At 70.4% G+C, this 17,974-nt stretch carries 19 protein-coding genes; 11 read left to right on the top strand and 8 right to left on the bottom strand.

Annotated features, from left to right (window positions below; translation table 11 throughout):
• Positions 1–16: 16 nt before the first annotated feature.
• A complete protein-coding gene (locus tag ABH925_RS17675; RefSeq protein WP_370148974.1) occupies positions 17–772 on the top strand; it encodes a glycosyltransferase in 756 nt (251 codons plus the stop codon).
• Here ABH925_RS17675 and ABH925_RS17680 read toward each other — a convergent pair.
• The 3 genes from ABH925_RS17680 to ABH925_RS17690 all read right to left on the bottom strand — a co-directional run bounded on the left by ABH925_RS17680 (position 753) and on the right by ABH925_RS17690 (position 3,822).
• Positions 753–1,688 (bottom strand): glycosyltransferase, encoded by a 936-nt coding sequence (locus ABH925_RS17680; protein WP_370148977.1) that lies wholly within the window; start codon positions 1,686–1,688, stop codon positions 753–755. The genes ABH925_RS17675 and ABH925_RS17680 overlap by 20 nt on opposite strands.
• 70 nt (positions 1,689–1,758) lie before the next feature.
• Positions 1,759–2,088 (bottom strand): hypothetical protein, encoded by a 330-nt coding sequence (locus ABH925_RS17685; RefSeq protein ID WP_370148979.1) that lies wholly within the window; start codon positions 2,086–2,088, stop codon positions 1,759–1,761.
• A 69-nt stretch (positions 2,089–2,157) separates the two neighbouring features.
• Entirely contained in the window at positions 2,158–3,822 is a 1,665-nt protein-coding gene (locus ABH925_RS17690; protein WP_370148981.1) for an ANTAR domain-containing protein, read from the bottom strand.
• Between the two features lie 416 nt (positions 3,823–4,238).
• Here ABH925_RS17690 and ABH925_RS17695 point away from each other — a divergent pair, with 416 nt between their 5' ends.
• From ABH925_RS17695 to ABH925_RS17735, 9 genes are all read left to right on the top strand, one after another.
• A complete protein-coding gene (locus ABH925_RS17695; protein WP_370148983.1) occupies positions 4,239–4,493 on the top strand; it encodes a hypothetical protein in 255 nt (84 codons plus the stop codon).
• A gap of 63 nt (positions 4,494–4,556) precedes the next feature.
• Positions 4,557–5,258: a hypothetical protein gene (locus ABH925_RS17700; RefSeq protein ID WP_370148984.1), complete on the top strand. Its 702-nt coding sequence runs from the start codon at positions 4,557–4,559 to the stop codon at positions 5,256–5,258.
• Between the two features lie 102 nt (positions 5,259–5,360).
• The gene (locus ABH925_RS17705; RefSeq protein WP_370148986.1) at positions 5,361–5,783 is read left to right on the top strand and encodes a hypothetical protein; all 423 of its coding nucleotides are present in this window, start codon (positions 5,361–5,363) and stop codon (positions 5,781–5,783) included.
• A gap of 403 nt (positions 5,784–6,186) precedes the next feature.
• Entirely contained in the window at positions 6,187–7,671 is a 1,485-nt protein-coding gene (gene casA, locus ABH925_RS17710; protein ID WP_370148988.1) for a type I-E CRISPR-associated protein Cse1/CasA, read from the top strand.
• Entirely contained in the window at positions 7,668–8,204 is a 537-nt protein-coding gene (gene casB, locus ABH925_RS17715) for a type I-E CRISPR-associated protein Cse2/CasB (protein WP_370148989.1), read from the top strand. Before casA ends, casB begins: the two co-directional genes overlap by 4 nt.
• Positions 8,191–9,417: a type I-E CRISPR-associated protein Cas7/Cse4/CasC gene (cas7e, locus tag ABH925_RS17720; protein ID WP_370148991.1), complete on the top strand. Its 1,227-nt coding sequence runs from the start codon at positions 8,191–8,193 to the stop codon at positions 9,415–9,417. Before casB ends, cas7e begins: the two co-directional genes overlap by 14 nt.
• Positions 9,417–10,127, top strand: a complete 711-nt coding sequence (cas5e, locus tag ABH925_RS17725; RefSeq protein ID WP_370148993.1) for a type I-E CRISPR-associated protein Cas5/CasD — start codon at positions 9,417–9,419, stop codon at positions 10,125–10,127. The genes cas7e and cas5e overlap by 1 nt, the downstream gene beginning before the upstream one ends.
• Complete coding sequence (cas6e, locus tag ABH925_RS17730) at positions 10,111–10,842, top strand: type I-E CRISPR-associated protein Cas6/Cse3/CasE (protein ID WP_370148994.1); 732 nt, start codon at positions 10,111–10,113, stop codon at positions 10,840–10,842. Before cas5e ends, cas6e begins: the two co-directional genes overlap by 17 nt.
• A gap of 472 nt (positions 10,843–11,314) precedes the next feature.
• Positions 11,315–12,253 carry a hypothetical protein gene (locus ABH925_RS17735; protein WP_370148995.1) on the top strand — a complete coding sequence of 313 codons (939 nt, stop codon included), beginning with the start codon at positions 11,315–11,317 and terminating at the stop codon, positions 12,251–12,253.
• A 12-nt stretch (positions 12,254–12,265) separates the two neighbouring features.
• Here the strand turns inward: ABH925_RS17735 and ABH925_RS17740 are convergent, their stop codons facing one another.
• The 5 genes from ABH925_RS17740 to ABH925_RS17760 all read right to left on the bottom strand — a co-directional run bounded on the left by ABH925_RS17740 (position 12,266) and on the right by ABH925_RS17760 (position 16,790).
• A complete protein-coding gene (locus tag ABH925_RS17740) occupies positions 12,266–12,919 on the bottom strand; it encodes a class I SAM-dependent methyltransferase (protein ID WP_370148997.1) in 654 nt (217 codons plus the stop codon).
• Between the two features lie 159 nt (positions 12,920–13,078).
• Complete coding sequence (locus tag ABH925_RS17745; protein ID WP_370148998.1) at positions 13,079–14,215, bottom strand: glycosyltransferase family 4 protein; 1,137 nt, start codon at positions 14,213–14,215, stop codon at positions 13,079–13,081.
• A complete protein-coding gene (locus ABH925_RS17750; protein WP_370149001.1) occupies positions 14,212–15,408 on the bottom strand; it encodes a glycosyltransferase family 4 protein in 1,197 nt (398 codons plus the stop codon). Before ABH925_RS17750 ends, ABH925_RS17745 begins: the two co-directional genes overlap by 4 nt.
• 86 nt (positions 15,409–15,494) lie before the next feature.
• Positions 15,495–16,283, bottom strand: a complete 789-nt coding sequence (locus ABH925_RS17755; protein WP_370149003.1) for a WecB/TagA/CpsF family glycosyltransferase — start codon at positions 16,281–16,283, stop codon at positions 15,495–15,497.
• Between the two features lie 93 nt (positions 16,284–16,376).
• A complete protein-coding gene (locus ABH925_RS17760; RefSeq protein WP_370149004.1) occupies positions 16,377–16,790 on the bottom strand; it encodes an NAD-dependent epimerase/dehydratase family protein in 414 nt (137 codons plus the stop codon).
• 455 nt (positions 16,791–17,245) lie between these two features.
• Between ABH925_RS17760 and ABH925_RS17765 the strand changes: the two genes are divergently transcribed.
• On the top strand, positions 17,246–17,866 hold the full coding sequence (locus tag ABH925_RS17765) for a hypothetical protein (RefSeq protein ID WP_370149005.1): 621 nt from the start codon (positions 17,246–17,248) through the stop codon (positions 17,864–17,866).
• The last annotated feature ends 108 nt before the right edge of the window (positions 17,867–17,974 follow it).

The raw sequence follows: 17,974 nt of genomic DNA on the forward strand, positions 1-17,974 counted from the left end.
AGAGGAGACACCCTTGATGCGGGCCGGCATCGTGGTACCGACACTGGGGGAACGTCCCCACCTTCTCGCCGAGTGCCTGCGCTCGATCACCGGCCAGGAACAGGGCTCCCGACTGGACCTGGTCATCGTGACCACCCCCGATGCGCTGCTTCGCGTCCGGCAGGAATGCTCCGGGATTCCCGTGATCCAGCAGCGCAGCCGCGGGATCGCCGCCGCGGTCACCACCGGATGGAGGTTTCTGGGCCACCGGGTCGACGCCGTGGGCTGGCTGGGAGACGACGACCGGCTGGCGCACGCCTCGATGTCACTGGCCCTGGCCGAACTGGAGCGAGGCCCCCGCACCGTCATGGTGTACGGCCGGTCGCGCTACATCGACGACACCGGAGCGACGCTGACACACGTGCGTCCTGGCCGTATGGGCGCGCTCCTGCTCCGCCTGGGTCACAACCTGATCGCCCAGCCGGGCTGCCTGTACCGGCGATCCGCGGTCGAGAGCATCGGCGGCCTGGACCACAGTCTGCGTCTCGCCTTCGACGTCGACCTCCACCGCAGGCTCATCGCCTGCGGAACGGCGCGGTACGTCCCCGCCGTGCTGGGCGAACCCCGATCGCATCCCGGATCCCTCACCGTGCGCAACCGCGCGAGCTCCTGCTGGGAAGCGGACGCGGCTCTCACCCAGAGCATGCCTGCCGTGCTGCGACGGACCAGGCCGCTGTGGCGCCCCGCTGCCGGCCTGCTGATGCGGGCGACCGTCAGGATCGGGAGCCTTTGACGCCCGGCCCGAGCATCGCGCCGAGAGTGGAGGCCAGCCACCCCCAGGCGAACGCGAGATCCATCGTGCCCCTGGCGCAGTCCGGGGAGTGACCTGTCGACGCACCCCTGGCGATCCGCACCAGACCGCGTGCGACGCGTCCGGTTCTGCGGACGGCGTGGTGCGCCGGGGACCGCGTGGCCGCCGTCTGCTCGAAGACCGCCTGGACACGCCCCGACCGATACGCCCGCCGCGCCGCGCCGCGCAGCGTGAGCCGGTCGGGATCAGGCACCTCGAACGCCAGCGCCCCCTGCACCCAGCCGAACACCGCCTGCTGCCGCGACAGTTCGGCGAAGAACGCCGTGTCCTCTCCGCCGGAGCGGTCGAACCTCGACTCGAACCGCGCCTGCAGACGCAGTACCGCCGATATCCGCAGCAGGGTGTTCCCGGAGTACGCCGGGCACAGAAGCGGTCCGTCCGGCTGCGAGTACCGCTCACGAAGCACCGCACCGCCGTCGAGCCAGCGCGGCGCGTCTGCGGGGACGCGCACGTCGACAGGGCCGAGCACCACATCGGCCGACATCTGCTCGGCGCCCTCCACCAGCGCCTCCAGCCACTCCCGGCACGGCCACTCGTCGTCGTCGATGAAGATCAGGGCGTCCTGCCCGGCCGCCGCGTCCAGCGCGGCGTTGCGCACCTGAGCGAAGCCGCGCCACGCGACGCGCAGGTACTCGGCGCCCGCGGCGGCCGCGTCCGCGCGAGCCCGCGCCGAGTTGTCGCCCGAGTTGTCGAGCAGCAGCACCCTCACATGCCGTCCGCCACCGGCAGCCGCCCGCGCCTGCGTCACCAGCTCCTGGAGCAGCGGGAGCACCGGCCGTACGCCCGTCGTCGGGACGGCGACAAGGATGCTCTCGAGTGCTCCCCCAGGACTCCTCACCTGGCGACGTCCAGTACGGCCGTACCAGGGCGAAGAGCGGGCGGCCGACTCCCGCCGCGGACACGGCGGTTCACCAGCACGCGCCGAAGGCGGAGGCCAGTGCCCGGTCCTCGTGCAGAGCCTGCTCGCTCTGCTGCGCCTCCTGTTGCCGGAGGGCGGGATCGTGGTCGGGATGATAGGTGGTCAACTTCTCTGCCGCCATGACGCAGCTGATCCGGAGCCACTCCTCGTGGGCTTGTTCCAGACTGCGCACGACGACCCGGTCGACCGGGCTGCCACAGGACCAGGAGCGCAGGCGCTCGTGCAGCCGTGCCGCCTCCGTGGCGACAGCGACCTGTGCGCGGGTCATACCGGTCGCCCGGCGGCGGGTGATTTCCTGGCAGGAGGGAGAGGTGTGCATAGTCGATCTTTTCTGGATTTCGTGGCCGGGTCCGCGGCAGCAAGGGCAGGCCCCGCCGACAAGCAGGGGTCAGGTCCGGGCACCCGGACGGGTCGAGGTCGAACAGGAGCGGTCGGACGGTGTGATGCCGCCGTTGGCCCGCGGTGAGAGGGACGGGAGAGCGGTGGAGGCGATCCGTGAGACGTCGGCGACGCCTTCGATGACGTCCCGCGCCAGGTCGGACAGTGGCACTCCCTGCCCGTGGGCGTGCTGGCGCATCAACGCGACTGCATCGTCCACGTCGATGCCGCGCCATTCGGCGATGACACCCGCGGACTGGGCGATGATCTCCTTCTGCAGCAGGGTCTGCTGGATACGGCTCTGCGTCGGATCGCCGCCGCGCAGAGCGAGCGCCTCCGCCAGCGCGGCAGGACACGGCGCTTGGTACGAGGTTCCCGGGCAGAGCGATCCCTTGGCGGGACGCATACGCGTCGGCCGTTCCAGGACGATGGCGTTGCTACGGCCTATCACCGTCTGGCCCGCACCCAGCGGGGCCAGGGTATGACGGGCGATCACCGCGCCACGGGTCGTCGCGATCGACAGGCACGTCTCGTCAAGGCGCCAGCGCACCTCCACGATGGCGCCGGCCAGGTCCGCCGGGACGGCGTAGGCGTTGCCGCGGAACGACACCAGACCCTCGGCGCTCACGGTACGCATGACGCAGATCTGTGCGGGGAAGGGCGCTGCCGGCAGAGCCAGCAACTCTGCGGTGCGGCCGGTGCCTTCACGGGCCAAGGCGTGCACGCTCGTTCGACGGGCGTCCATCCGCGCAGTCAACTGGTCGAGGCGCTCCTGCGCAGTCGGGATGCCGATGTCGGGTGCCATCGTGCTCCACCAGTCGTGGGCAAGTGAGCGCAATTCCGTGTCCGGCAGCACGCCGCGGTCATCCTGCGCCGGGGGCAGGCCGATGGCGACCCCGTAGTGCTCGGCGAGTTGTGCCACGGCGCGCGCGACTTTGCCGGTGGAGGGGGAGTACGCGGCCAGGGACCGGTCGAACCGCCAGACTCCGCCGGTACCGCCCAGCCGCCGCAGTACCTGGTCGACGGCTTCCGCGAGTTGTGGGAACTCCTCGCTGTCGGTGAGCGCTCCGCACCAGCGGCCTGTACGGGTGAGCATTCCCACCAGCAGGTGCGCGTAGCTGCCGAATCGCCAGCGGGCCGGCGGATCAGGGAGCCTGAGCCACGCGAACCTGACCTCCTCGCTTGCGGAGCGCGGCAGCGGTACCGTCTCTTCGACCGGGTTGCCGTGGCATCTGGTGCAGGGCGGGCGGAGTCTGTGCTTGCGCAGGGCACGGGTGAAGGTCGAGTAGCCGCCCGTGTAGCCCAGCTCCACGATTTCGTCGAAGAGCACGGTGGCCTGCAGGTGAGCCGCGTCCGCGAGGCGTTCCCGGCAGTACGGCAGGAATCGATGGAAGTCGTCCGGCCCGTGGCGTCTCACCCCGGCGACTCGGTGCCCGCACAGGTAGGACCGCACGGTCTTGCGGTCACGGCCCAGGTGACGCGCAATGGCCGAAATTGACCACCCTTGCAGATGAAGCGTGTGAACGTCTACATATTCCTGTTTGGTAAGCATGGGAACCTCCTCGCGCGGCGCACGGATACCCGCGTGTTCCCGAATTACTGGGAACTCGCGCCAGTGTGGCGGAAAATGTAGCACGGAGGTCCTATAGATCGCGTCGAAGAAAGGTTTTTCCACCTCCTCTTCACTCCCGGGCAATTTCAGCGAGCAGGGTCGGATGTGAAAGTTCGCGATCCAGTGGATGAGACCATTCGAGCCATCGAGAAGCGAGGGGAACGGGGGGTGGCGTAAACCAGGGGGAGGTGGCGCGGCCGATCCCGATATCGCACGGGTGGGCGAGAGGGTTAGCTGTTGCCAGCAGCCTGTTCACTGCGCCGAAACGCGTTGGCGGCCCCGGTGGGAGCCCCCGGCAGGGTGACGCCGTCCCGACGGTCTGGTGTATGTTTCCATGCTGCTCGCCTTTTTTCCGCATGAGTGCAGGGGATCTGCGTGCGGCGCAGATGGGGATTTTCGCGGAGCTGCGCGGAAATAGAATATGGAAGGACGCCCGAATGACGTACGTTCCCGGGCGTCGGGAATCTCGTTTATAGGTCATGAATCAAACCCTCCCGCTGAAGATCCCATCGCATCTGGACGGATATCCGGTCTGCCGTCTCGGCAAGTGGCTCTTCGTCCCCGACCGCAGGAATACGCTCGGGCATGTACGGGTCGGCTACCTTGCGCACGGGAGCGAGCTGATCGCGCTGCCCTACTCGTCGGGGATCCTGTTCGACTTCGTTCAGGCGATCCGCCAGATCGAGGCCAACTTCACCGAGCGCTGCGACGGCGGCCGCACGCACGCCGGATGAACTGCCGGGCGATCCGGGCGACGGCCCGCGCCCCCTCAAGCCAACCAGCGTACGGAGCAGTCTGTGTATGACCCGATGGGCGAGTTCTTCCCCGCGTACGGGCCCATCCGTACGCGTCCGGTGGACGATCCTCCCTATGCCGAGTACGCCCCCGGCGCCTGGCACGACGATCGGGTGGCGACCGCGGCTCCACCGCCCCCGTTCCCCACGGTCGAGGTACCGCCCGGCTGGGAGCCGGAGGAGGTGTTCGCGCCTCCGCCCCTGGCCGCCCCGCATGGGCCGATGCCCGGCTACGGCCCTCGGCGCGGCCGGCGGCGGGCCAGCGGCCCCGGGCCCACCAAGGTGCTGGGCTCGATGCTGGAGGTGCTGACCGCCGTTACGGTGACCGTGGTGTGCCTGCTCGGCTATCTGCTCTCCTACGGACCGCTGCAGCACATCGCGCTCTCCCGGGTGCCCGCCGGCCTGTCGCAGCCGTGGCCCGTCATCATCTACGGTCCGTGGCTGGCCGGCTGCCTGTCCGTCATACGCGCTGCCCTGGACGGACGCCAGGCGATCCACTCCTGGGTCGTGGTCGTCCTGTTCTCCAGTATCGCGACAGCGCTGTGCATCGTCGACGTCCCGCGGACTCTGCCCGACATGGTCGTCGCAGGCCTTCCCCCCGTCACTTCGATGGTCTCCCTGCACCAGTTGGTACGCCAGCTGCGTTGCAACCGAAGCCCCCACCGCGCCCCTTCCCGCAGCGCCCTGCACCGGGCTTCCCGATAGAGAGCCCTGTTCCAGCGCCGGGGAGGCGGCCCACGTCGTTCGTACCCGTGAGAGGCGGACCGCATGCGTCACATTGGTCAAGCACTACGAAGGGCGTGCCCGGTGGCACACGACGGCCCCTGCCAGGGAGCCTGCAAGCCCACCGGAACCGCGCAGCTCAACAGTCGGCCTCTGCTGGACGGTCCGGTGACCGCCGGTGAGGGCAGTCTCGTAGCGGCGTACCTGGCGGTGTCGGGGACCGGCCACAACGGGCCGGGGCATCCCGACGCGGGCGAGCCCGTCGGTGCGGAGATGTTCTCAGCACCGACGGCACCGTCCGACGCACGCGGTCGCCGGGGCGTGGACTCCGTCGACCTGTATGCGACACCGCTGTACTACGCGATGGCCGCGCGGTGGGAGAGCGCCGGCCGGACCGTGCCGGGGGTGCCGGACCCGGAGTGGCACTGGCTCGTCGCCACCGGTCCGGGGCGTCGGCGCCGCCTGCCCGCTCTGTGGGTGCCGCAGCAAAGGGCTTGGTCGCACTGATGAACCGGAACGCCGGGCCCCCTCCGCGCTCCGACGTGGTGATCGCGCCCCCGCGCAGACGGAGTGAATAGGTCCTTTCGAGTGATTCACGGGATTCCTCCCTCCGGTCCGCCGGTGCCGGTAATTCTATGGGTGTCTATATATTCGCAAGATCCCGCCGTGTGATCAAATACGTGGCGCGTCTGCGTTCGAAGGATTTGAGCCAGTCCGCCGAGGGGGATGGCGCAGGGTTTCCAGGTCGCCGACTTGGAGCCGGGGTCGATTATCGGACCCCAGGCGGAATCAATCCATCCCCTACGAACGAATGCATATTCGAATAGCAGGATGTTCGGCCACTGGCCAATTCGGGAGCGCACGATCCGGGCCGTAAATCGGTGCGGAAGATGCGCTATCGTCGCGTGCCATGCTCCTGAACGCCGCGACCGATCCGTGGGTCATGGTCGCCGACGCGGGCGGCCGGGTCCGCGAGGTGTCGCTGGCCGCGGCACTGGCCGGCGCCGACCGCTGGGAGTGCCTGGCCGGGGAGCCGCCGGTGGCCGCCGCCGTGCTGAGGCTGCTCACCGCGGTGCTCCTGGACGCGACCGGCGGCCCCCGCGACCACGACGACTGGGCCCGCTGGTGGCACGACGGCCTCCCGCTGGACCTGATCTCCGGGTACCTGCACGAGCAGCAGGAGCGCATGCACCTGCATTCCGGCAGCGCCCCCTTCCTCCAGGACCCCGGGCTGGCCGACCGGGTCGGGGTCAAGTCCGTTGGCGAACTGGCACCCCATCTGCCCACGGGGCAGAACCCGGTGATCTACAGCGACACCACGGATCTCGGCGGGCCCAACCCCGCTCGGTTCACCCAGGCGCAGGCGCTGCGCTGGCTCGTGTCGTTCCATCAGTTCAGCCGCACCGGCATGTGGGCGAACGCGGCAGGCAGCGGCCCCACCCCCGGCCGGGCCGGAGTCCTGCTCGACCGGCTGCTGGCGATCCCCACCGCACCGACCCTGGCCCGCACCCTGCTCCTCAACACGCCCACCGGGCCGGTGAGCGGACGACCGCCGTGGCGCGCCGGGGCGCCGGTGCACGGGCGTCCGCCCCGGGACCTGATCGAACTCCTCACCTGGCAGACACGGCATGTGAGGCTGCTGCCGGACGACGACGGGATGGTGACCCGGCTGCTCGTCGCGGTGGACCCCGGCATCGATCCGGTGGTCCCCAGGGGAGTGATCGCCGCGCTCGACCCGCACATCACCGCCGTCGAGGCCGACGGCGCCACCGAGGGCTGGGCGCTGCTGGGGTACGACCCCAACGTGGCCTCCTGGCGCGCCACCACCGCCCTGGGGACCGCCACACGCGGCGCGCGGATGGTCCGCGCCCTGGAGGAGCGCGCAGAAACCATCGGCCGGACCCCTGTGCGGATCGAGGCGGTGGGCCTCGCGGTGGAATCGAAGGCGAAGTACGTCTCCTGGATGCGGGAGAGCGTCCCGGTGTCCGTCCACGGCACGGCGCACCTGCGCAACGCGGTCCGGATCGCCGAGACCATGGCCGACGCCTGCTCCAGCGCCCTGGTGACAGTGCGGCAGGAAGCAGGGCTGCAGGCACCCCGCGCCATGCGCGAGCAACGGGCCAGAGCTGTCGCCGCCGCACAGCGAAGCTACTGGACCCGGCTGGAGCGCCCCGGCACCGACCTGTCCGAGGAGTTGGAGCGAGCCGCGGACGAGGACATCCGCTCACGGCTCGTGGACGGCTGGCTCCGCCGGGCCGCGTCCGCCGCCCACAGCGCCCTGGACAGCTGTACCGCGTCCCTGCCGGCCGCCCCCAGATACGCGGCAGCGCGCGCGACCGGTCATCGCGCCATCACCAGGACCACGGCCGCCCTGGCCGGGGAGGTCCGCCCATGACCCTCCCCGCTCCCCAGTGGGCGCGCCCCCTGCCGCGCGCCCTGGCACGCATGAAGGCCGACGGCAACGCGCGGGCACTGGCCGCACTGCGCCGGTCCCTTCGCCACCTGCCCGACCACGCCGACCCCGCCGCGCTGCCCTACGTCATCCCCCACGTGCGCCCATGGCGAACGGCGCAGGACGCGGGACTGCTGACCGCGGGACTGTGGGCGCACTGGCACACCGCCTTCCACCAGCCCGTCGAGGGCGGCGCCGACCTGGGAGCCGCCCTGGCACGACTGCCCGACGAGCGGACCCGGGAGCGCCATATCCGCGTGCTGGTCAACGCCACCCCCGGCACCCTCCCGCGCCGCCTGTCCGCCGCGGTCACCGATCTGCGCACCCACGGCATCGCCCCGTACTGGCCCCGGCTGCACGCGGACATCTCACAACTGCTGGACGGCTGGTCCGAGCCCGTCCACCGCCGCTGGCTCACCAGCCTCTACTCTCCCGCAGCCGCCAGCGATCCGGAGCCGTCCCGTGCCCACTCTTGAGATCCACATGCTCCATCAGCTGCCTCCTTCGCTGATCAACCGCGACGAGGACGGCCAGCCCAAGACGGCGCACTTCGGCGGTGCCAAGCGGGCCCGCTGGTCGTCCCAGTCGGCCAAACGCGCCATGCGCCTGCACTTCGGCTCCTCCGGGTCGGTCCCGGTCGAGCACCTCTCCGCGCGCACCCGGAAGATCCCCGCGCTGCTCACCGAAGCCCTCGTCGCCCTCGGCCACAACGACCTCCAGGCCCACACACTGGCGGTCAACACCGTATGGGGCGCGGGACTGCTGGACACCGATCCGTCGAGGGCGGCCCTGAAGCAGTCGAACGTGCTGCTGCTCATCTCCGACCAGGAGATCCAGTCGATCGCACGGCGGGTGCACGAACGGGCGGACGAGCTGCTGGCGGCGGCGTTGCCCGACCACGCCATCTGGCCGACGGGAGACGACGACGAGTCCAGGGCGACGGCGAGGAAGTCGAAGAAGGAACGCAAGGCCGACTGCCCGGCCGCGTTCCGCGAACTGGGCAAGGAGGCACTCCGCAGACTGGACGCCACCCGGGCCGCCGACATCGCCCTGTTCGGACGCATGATGGCCCAGGCGCCCGAAGCCGGGGTCGACGGAGCACTCCACGTCGCCCATGCGATCGGCACCCACAGCCTGGTCGACGATCTCGACTACTACACCGCCGTCGACGACCACGCCGCCCCCGGCGAGGCGGCGACCGGGTTCCTCGACACCGCCAGCCTGACCTCCGCCGTCTTCTACCGCTACCACAGCCTGCAACTCGGACAACTCAGCGCCAACCTCGCCCACGACGACACGGTCCTCGAACTGGCGGTCGCGGCGGCCCTGAACGCATCGGTGTACGCCATGCCCACCGCCAAGCAGACCTCCACCGCCCCCTGGACCCGCCCTTCGCTGGTCCTGACCGTACTGCGCCTGGACCAGCCGCTGTCCCTGGCCAACGCCTTCTCCCGACCGGTCAGGGCGGACTACGGCAACGACCTCGTCAGCACCTCCGCGCGTGCGCTGGCCCAGCACTGGGGCACCCTCGGGCGCACCTGGGGGCACGACGGCGTCATCGAGTCCTGGCACACCTGGACCGGGGAACCCGAGGCGATCACCGGACCGGGACTCCCCGGCAAGGACCTGCCCATCCGCGACCACCTCGCCGCCGCCACGGCCCGCGCCCTCCTGCACACGGGACGCTGATGCCCGCCACCCTCCTGCTGCGCCTGGACGGCCCCCTGCAAGCCTGGGGCTCGTCCAGCATGTTCGAACAGCGCACGACAGGTCTGCACCCCACCAAGTCCGGCGTCATCGGGCTGCTGGCGGCAGCGCTCGGCCGGCCGCGCCACGACGACATCCTCGACCTGGCCGCCCTCGGGTTCGCCGTACGCGTGGATCAGCCCGGAGAAGCCGTCAGCGACTTCCAGACCGTCGGGATCGACGGCTGGTACTCCGCCTCGGGAAAGGTGACCGTCGGCCAGCCCAAGCTCTCCCGCCGCGACTACCTCGCCGACGCGGTGTTCACCGCGGCGCTGGGAGGAGAGGACGCGGACCTGGTCGGGGCATGTGCCCAAGCGCTGGCACGCCCGGTCTACGGACTCTTTCTGGGCCGCAAGTCCTGCCCGCCGGCTGCACCGATCTACATCACGACCACGGACCGGGACCCGGTCACGGCCCTGACCGAGCTCCCCTACCAAGGACACCTGCGCGCTCCCACCCAGCTGCGCCTCATCTGCGAGGACCCCGCCGGCGCCCACCTGACAGCCGACCAGCCCGTCAGCTTCACCGCGGGCCGGCGCACGTACACCGGACGCCGCACCCGCACGACCCTGATCACGACACCGTGCGGCCCCCCGCCTGTTCCCGGCCCGACTCCCCACATCGGCGGTGATCCCTATGAACGTGAACGGTGAAGCCCTGTCCGTCTACCTTTCCCGGATCGCCCTCGATCCCCGCCGGCGCTGGACCGCCGGCATCCTGCGCAACTCCCAGGCCGCACACGCCTTCACCATGACTCCCTTCACCGGGACGCGCGCCGACAACCACGTCCTGCACCACATCGACAGCCGCGCCGGGCAGGAGCCGGTGCTGCTGGTCCAATCCGTTCGCCTGCCCGACTGGGACCGCCTGAACCCCGCGCTCGGCGCGCACCCCACCGTGAAGGACGTCACCCGCTTCCACCTGTCCCTGCGGGCCGGCCAGACGATGCGCTTCCGACTGGTCGCGGCACCCACACGATCCTCCCCGGACGGATTCCCCGAACGCGAACGCGGCACCAAGCTCCCGCTGCACGACGCCACGGAGCAAGCGGCGTGGTTCACCCGCCGCACCGCCCATGCCTGCCGCGTCGACACGCTCACGGTGCAGCCGCACACCAAGCGGCTGGGGTGGAAGAGCAGCTCACGCCCCGGCGACAACGCCCCGGGGACCAAGGCGGGTTCGCGAACGATCACCCACAACCAGGTTGCCTTCACCGGGACCCTCACCATCCGCGATCCCGACGAGCTCCGCACCCTCGCCGTGTTCGGTATCGGCCCGGGCAAGGCCTACGGCTGCGGACTCCTCGCCCTGGCCCACACGGCTGCCCCGCCCCGCACCCGCCTGGACCACCCGGTGCCGCCCGACTGAGCCCGCCGCCCCACTGAGCCCGCCATCCGTCCACGGACCGGGCATCGTCAGCGCCGCCCGCCCCGCAAGCGCGGGGATGAGCCGAAGCCGCCCACACGACGGGTGTCCAGCCCGACCCGGCCCCGCACGCGCGGGGATGACTCCGTTCGCGAGGTCTTGTTCCACCTGGTACCGATGCCCACCCCGCAGGCGCGGGGATGACTCGTGCTCCTTACGGTTGTGTCCGTTCGGATCGGCATTCGCCCCGCATGTGCGGGGATGAGTCAGCCTGGCGTTCTTCTTTCCGCCGCGACGTTGCGGTGACCGGGGCAGGGGCGTGACGGCGACGGGGATGTCCCTTACGGCGCAGGGATCATCGGAGGCGATGTAGAGTGTCGAGGCACAGTCAGATGACGAACCGTCATATCGGCGGCCGGCAGGTGAGAGGAGCCGAGAACTGGACGTCGTCGCCTTTCCGGGCCCCGCCCTGCGCGTGGTGTCGCCCAATCTCGGGGAGCACCCGTCGCACTACGTCGTACGCGATCTCGTCACCGAGCTGACCCGTCAGGGTGGTGTTCAGCAGAACCGGTCCACCGGACCCACGGTCGGCCGCATCCTCGCCAGGACCCGGATGCCGCTCGGCCTGCGGACCCGCGGCCGCCGCTCCGCACCCATCGTCGTGCCCATGATGGGAGCGCAGTTCGGCCTGCTCTACAGCGCGGCGGTGTCGGGCGCCGTGGTGCCGTACTGCTGGGACGTCTGGGAGCCCCAATGGGACCTGTGGGTGCGGCGGCTGCGCCCGCTGCGTCCGCCCGTGGTCTTCACGACAGCCAGCCAGTCGGCCCGCTTCCTCGCACGCGCACTGCCCGCAAGCCGAGTGATCCATCTGCCCGAAGCCACGGAAGTCGCCCGGCACGACCCGCAGCGCCCCCTCGTGGCCAGAACGATCGGGGTACTGGAGCTCGGCCGCCGCTACCAGATGTGGCACGACATCGTGCGCGCCGCCGTACCGGAGGACGCCCCACGCTGCCATGTCTACGAGCGCCCCGGACGCCGACTGGTCTTTCCCGACGAGTCGGCGCTCCGCCGCGGCCTGTCCAACACCGTGGTCTCGGCGTGCTTCCCCTCTTCCATGACGCACCCGCAGAGAGCGGGGAGCGTGCAGACACTGACTCACCGCTACCTCGAGAGCATGGCCTCGGGCTGCCTGCTCGTGGGCCATGCCCCGCCGGAACTCGTCCGCCTGATGGGCTTCAACCCGGTGGTCGAAGTCGACTGGCGCGCTCCCGCCGAGCAGATCCTGGACATCCTCCACGCTCCGCACCGCTGGCAGCCGCACGTCGACCGGGCGCTGGAGCGGCTGCGCGAAGTCGGTGACTGGAGCATGCGCGTCCGCGCGATCAGGGCCGCGCTGGACGTGGACGGCGCATAGCGCGCCCGCGGTTCACGTCCAGGCGACCAGCGACTTCGGCAGGCCGACGAACCGTTCGAACCAGATCTGTGAATCGGGGAAGTAGGACCGCATCTCCGTCGCCGACAGAAGCTCGATCTGTTCGACGTCCGTCGTCGCCTGGGCACGGTCTCCGGGGCGGATGTGTCCGTGGGGCCAGCGTTCGGACACGGCAACCCGGGCGCGGAAGGGAAGCCACTGCATCCCGGGAAAGAGCCAGTGCGGCTCGACCGGGAAGTAGCGGTACGGAGTCTGAACCCAGTGGTGGTCCGCGAAGTACTGAACGGCCTCGGCGAACTGCTGCCGGCGGAAGTGCCCGCCGACGTGCTCCATGAGCGAGTTGGAGTAGACGAGGTCGAATCGCTCCGCGGACAGCAGGCGGGTAAGAGAGGGGTCGCAGGCGTCGGCGAGTACTGCGGTGATGCCTGGTTCCGGGCACTGCGCACTGGCCGTGTCGAGATTGACGGTCACGACGTGTGCCGGCCGTACCGGGGAGGCACGCCAGGAGTGCGGTGTTCCGCCGAGATCCAGGACCCGCATGTCGGCCAGATTCGGGAAGCACCGCAGCAGTTCCGCCCAGCGCCGGACGCGAGTGAAGTGGGCGAGGGAGCCGGGCTTCGTCGGATCGGCGATCATCGTACTGAGCACGTTTCTGTTCCCTCGCTGGGTCCCCATCGGGGGTCGTGACGGACCCCGATGATCCCGCCGCGCCAACCATGCGCGGGGGCGGGTGCCATGACCGTGATCGACGCGAGAAGCCTGGCACGCACCGGCGGTTCAGGACTTCATTGCTCCATACGCGGCATGTCACGCCCCGCACATCCGTAGCACCCCGCCGGCGAATCGCCGGCTCATCTCCCGTACCGTGCAACGGTCCGCGTCCACCGCACACCCGTCGCGCAGCCGTGCGAGCAGATCCGGTCGGGACAGCGCGTGCACGACCTCCTCCGCGTAGCGCTCCGGTCCTCCGGCCACGATCAGGGAGTTGCGTCCGTGCTCCAGGTACTCGAACTCGGGACCGTGGTAGGGCCAGTGGGTGGTCACCATGGGCGTGGCGAGAGCGAAGGAGTCCACGGCGCACAGGCCCACCAGTCCGGGCATCAGCATCAGCTGCGCCACGGCGCCGAGCAGCGCCCGTTCCCTGCCGAAGACCGGTCCCAGGTAGACGAGTTCCTTGTGCCGAGCGGCCGCGGACTCGACCAGCGGTCGCTGCGGGCCGTCCCCCGCGACCAGCAGGGTGAATCCGGGAAGCAGCCGCGCTGTGTGCTGCACCGCCTCCAGCAGGTACGGGATCCGCTTCGACTCGTCCAGGCTGCCCAGGAACAGAGCGGTGCGCTCGGGAACGACGCCGTGGTCCGAGGCGAACCTCTCGACCTGCTCGGGCGTGACGGCTGCCAGGGCTTCCCTGAGGGGAGCGGTGTCAGTGGAGTTGCGCACCACGGTGATGCGCTCGCTGGGGAAGCCGCCGGCGGCCAAGTGGTCGGCACCGCCCTGCGTGTAGGCGAAGAACCAGTCCGCTCGGTGGGTGAGGCGGCGATTGAGGGTGCGTGTCAGCACGCCGGATGCCTTGTTGTACGTGCGCCCGTGGCCCCACAGGGCGACGGCCGGTGCGGAGCGGGGATTGATCAGCAGAGGGTAGGCGTCCAGGTTGTGCAGCGCCTGCTCCAGGACGACCGCGTCCGCGCGGGAGGCGAGTTCGCTGAGATGGCGCCAGAACAGGGTGCGCCTGCCCATGCGGAACGACGTCTGCCGCAGCAGATGTGCTCCGTCCAGTGCCGCGGCGTCGTCCCGGGCGGCCAGGGCCGCGGACGGCTCGCCGTGTGCCACGGTGAGGTCGACTTCATGACTGCGCAGTTCCGTCGCCAGGCGTTCGAAGAAGGGCACCCGGTAGTGCGGGACGTAGGGCTGGACGACGAGTGCACGGCGCGACCGGGACGTGCTCACGCGCCGCCCCCCGACGACGCCCGCGTCGCCCGGCTCCGAGCCGCCTGCTGATAGAGGCTCAGCGTGCGTTCGAGCCAGCGCTGCTCGCTGAACTCGGCCGCGTACACCTCCCGGCAGTGCCGACGGAGCGCGGGAAAGGTTCGCCGGGCCTGCGCGACAGCGGGACCCAGCGGCATTCCGGGCCGCACGACCAGGCCGGTGCCGTGTTCCTGTACGGCGCGGCCGACCGAGGAGCCGGCCCAGGCGAGGACCGGTAGCCCTGCCGCCAGCGCCTCGGGGTAGACCAGGGGCGCTCCCTCGAAGCAGCGGCTCGGGAAGAGCAGACCCGCCCAGGAAGGGAGCCGTCGGCGTACCTCCTCGCGTTCGAGCGTGCCCAGGAAGCGCACCGCGCGCGGCGCGACGCTGCGGCAGGCCTGCATGAGCTCGCCGTCGCCGACCACGTCGAGCGGCTGCTCGTCCGGCCACTGACGCAGCAGCTCAAGGATGCCTTTCTCCTCGCTGAGCCTGCCCACGTAGGCCCATCTGGAGCGGTCTACGGCCGGTCGTGGCTGCGCACCGGGACGGGAGACGAAGTTGGCCACGATCGCCAGTCGATCGGCGGGCAGCCCGGCGCGCAGGTAGACGTCCCTGCTCTGCTCGGAGAGTACGGCCACCCGGTCCGCTTCGTGGAGCAGCGGGTCCGCGGCGGCGCCGCGGCACCCTGCCACCGCGAGCGGTACGGTGGCGGCTGCCGATCCGCGGTAGCAGCCGTGGCGCCCCCCTGCCCAGCGGTCGCCTTCCGGGCAGCGCGTGCACACGGCGCCGTCGCGGTACAGCGTCGCGGCGGCGCACAGGGGACGGTAGTTGTGGACGGTGGCTACCAGCGGTCCGGTCCAGGAGCGTGCCCAGGACCGTCCGAAGTTCGGGAACAGGTTGTGGACGTGGGTGACATCCGGGCGGAGCCTGCGGAGTGCGGCGGCGGGGGAGCGGCCCCGACCGGTGGCCACGGTGAGGGCGGCGCGCACCGAGTACAAGGGGCGGTCCTGCAGGCGGTCGGTGTGCGCGGCGACCAACGACACCGTGTGGCCTGCGCGTTGCAGGGCGTCCATCTGGTCGAGGACCGCCTGGTTCTCCCCGCTGGGACTGGCCGAACCGTAGAAGCTGTGCACAACTGCCACATGCAGACGGCTTGGTGGATTCGCGTGACGGGGCATGCCGCCATTGTGGGACGGCGTCGGGCACCGTGTGTCGTCGCCTCGCCCTGATGGATCGAGGCTGACCCGATCGGGCGTGTTCGTGCTCAGTTCCCGCGGACCGTCTGCGTGATCACACACCACAGGAACCTGGCGTTCCCGTACAGGTAGCGCCGCCACAGCCGGCGCGGTTCGCTGGCGAGTCGGAACAGCCATTCGAGTCCGTTGTCCCGCATCCACGGCGGTGCCTGGCGTTTGTGCCCGGAGACGAAGTCGAAGGCGGCGCCGACGGCGGCGACGGCGACAGGCAGGTGTGCGGCGATCCAGGCCGCCTCACGGTCCTGTTTGGGAGTGCCGAGGCCGAGCCAGACGATCTGGGCGTCCGCGTCGCGGATCCGGTTGATCTGGTCGCGGCGCTCGCCCTCGGAGGGTTCCCGGAACGGCGGCGACTCGGCTCCGGCGATCAGGACTCCGGGGAACCGGCGGTGCAGTCGTTCCTGCAGGTCGGCCAGGACCTGGGGGGTGCCGCCGATGAGGTAGTGGCGCAGCTCCACCAGTGCGCCGAGTTCGAACACGTTGCAGAACAGGTCCGGTCCGTACACCCGTTGGGTTGGCGGGCGCTGCTTGCGGTGCAGCCAACGGTTGGCCCACACCACCGACTTGCCGTCAGGGAAGTTGACGGTGGCGTGGTCGAGCGTCGCGCGCAGGCCCGGGTCGCGATCGGCGAGGGCGATCGTGTAGGCGTTGCACAGGTGGATGTCCGCCCCTTCCTCCCGGCGCGTGGTGGCGAGTCGCAGGACCAGGAGTGCGGCTTCGGTCGGTGGGCAGGCCGTGATGGGGACGTTCGCGCAGCGCAGGACGCGTGGTTGCAGCGCGTGTGTCCGGCTGGTCGGCATCGCTCTTCCTGGAGGGGATGGGTGCGGGCTGCTCGCCGGGCGGCGTCAGCAGGTCTGCGGTCCGTGGGGGAGGGCACGGGGTGTGCGGGCGGGTCAGACGACCAGGGACGCGGATGCCTGGCGGGCCTGGGGGCGATGGGTGAGGTCGTCCTGAGGGCGGGGAATGAACGCAATCGGGGATGAGGACCCGGTGAGCTCGGTGATCCACTGAGCGAGTCGAAGCATGGACAGCTCATGGGGGTTGCCGATGTTGACCGGGCCGCAGTGGTGGCTCCGGAGCATGCGCATCAGCCCGTCGACCACGTCTGCCACGTAGCACAGCGACCGCGTCTGGGCGCCGGTTCCGGCGACGGTGATGGGTTCGCCGCGCAGGGCCTGGCGTACGAACGTCGGGACGGCACGTCCGTCGCCGTGGCGCATCCGGGGGCCGAAGGTGTTGAAGATGAGCAGACGCTCACACAGGTGGGAGCCGATGAATCCGGCCCCGCCGGTCACTACTGCGCGCATGAAGATCCTCTCGGACCGCCGGTCCGGAGGGCATGGCCGAACTGCCGGAAGTGTCGGTCGCTAATTCTTGGACAATGCCGTGATTACCTCTATTTGTTCACGATTGTGTTCATTGAAGCGCACGGCCCGTGCACATTGCTCCGAACAGGGCATCAGATCCCCTGTTCGGCAGCTGAAGGGATGTGTAGTGCTCGAATCCCCACCACGGCGTCACACCGGCCTGCCCCGGCGAGCTTTGCCGTGAAAGCGTGCAGCGACGGGCCGGTGCGCTCAGGCACACGTCCACCCCGATCTCCACGGTCGCCGCAACGGCTGCGCCATACGACGGATTTACGCAGCGGGCACGTTGCCCGGCGCCTGCAAGCTCGCATGCATCTCCGCAGCCGTTGCCCGCAGCACCACGCGAATCCACCCGGCATCCATGCCTCCGGGCCCAAGTAAGGAGCCACGAATCCATGCCCACACAATCCGTGCGCCGCGCCGCCCTCGCGGCCACGGCCGCCGGTCTCGTCGCCGCGGCACCGCTGGCCTGTGCCCAGTCCGCCAGAGCCGCAGCCTACCCACCGGTGCCCGGCGGCTTCAGCGTCAGCGCCAGCCTGGTCATCGCCGGCGGCCACCTCGTCTTCAGCGCCACCCTCCCCGGCGGACAGCAGATCGTGCTGAACCTCGTGCTGCCCACGCTGCCGCCGACACTGCCGCTTCCCCTCGGCGCCCGCGCGAGCCGCAGCGTGCACCGTGTCCCCCTCCAGCAGCAACTCGCCACCTTCACGGCTGACGCCGAGGGCCACGTCTCGGGCGAGGTCACCATCCCCGCCAACACCACCCCCGGCGTCCATTTGCTCACCCTCACGCCCAAGGGTTCGAACAAGGTGCTCTCAGTACCCGTCCTCGTCAGTCTGCCGAGCAACGCGGCCGAGAACACCTACCTCTCGGCAGCGACCGTCGCGTACAAGAAGCCACTTATCCGAAGCGCTTCAAGTCTTCTCAGTGCGCAGGCGGCCGCGGCCGCCGGTCTGGCCGTCGGCGGCGCCGCAGCGGTGACACTGCTTCGCCGACGCCGCCGCGACCAGGACTAGCTGGGCCACCCTGGGCCACCCTGGGCCACCCTGGGCCACCCTGGGCCACCCTGGGCCACCCTGGGCCACCCTCTGACGCTGCTCCCGTGCTCCTGCGCCAGCCACTGG

Origin of the sequence: Streptacidiphilus sp. EB129 (genome assembly GCF_041262645.1) — a bacterium.
In the GTDB taxonomy this organism is placed as follows: Bacteria; Actinomycetota; Actinomycetes; order Streptomycetales; family Streptomycetaceae; genus Streptacidiphilus.

Bases quoted from the DNA above. Each gene is read 5' to 3' on its own strand.
- ABH925_RS17675 (WP_370148974.1), top strand. From the start codon at position 17: ATGCGGGCCGGCATCGTGGTACCGACACTGGGGGAACGTCCCCACCTT.
- ABH925_RS17685 (WP_370148979.1), bottom strand. From the start codon at position 2,088: ATGCACACCTCTCCCTCCTGCCAGGAAATCACCCGCCGCCGGGCGACC.
- ABH925_RS17695 (WP_370148983.1), top strand. From the start codon at position 4,239: ATGAATCAAACCCTCCCGCTGAAGATCCCATCGCATCTGGACGGATAT.
- casA (WP_370148988.1), top strand. From the start codon at position 6,187: ATGCTCCTGAACGCCGCGACCGATCCGTGGGTCATGGTCGCCGACGCG.
- casB (WP_370148989.1), top strand. From the start codon at position 7,668: ATGACCCTCCCCGCTCCCCAGTGGGCGCGCCCCCTGCCGCGCGCCCTG.
- cas5e (WP_370148993.1), top strand. From the start codon at position 9,417: ATGCCCGCCACCCTCCTGCTGCGCCTGGACGGCCCCCTGCAAGCCTGG.
- cas6e (WP_370148994.1), top strand. From the start codon at position 10,111: ATGAACGTGAACGGTGAAGCCCTGTCCGTCTACCTTTCCCGGATCGCC.
- ABH925_RS17750 (WP_370149001.1), bottom strand. From the start codon at position 15,408: ATGCCCCGTCACGCGAATCCACCAAGCCGTCTGCATGTGGCAGTTGTG.
- ABH925_RS17755 (WP_370149003.1), bottom strand. From the start codon at position 16,283: ATGCCGACCAGCCGGACACACGCGCTGCAACCACGCGTCCTGCGCTGC.
- ABH925_RS17760 (WP_370149004.1), bottom strand. From the start codon at position 16,790: ATGCGCGCAGTAGTGACCGGCGGGGCCGGATTCATCGGCTCCCACCTG.
- ABH925_RS17765 (WP_370149005.1), top strand. From the start codon at position 17,246: ATGCCCACACAATCCGTGCGCCGCGCCGCCCTCGCGGCCACGGCCGCC.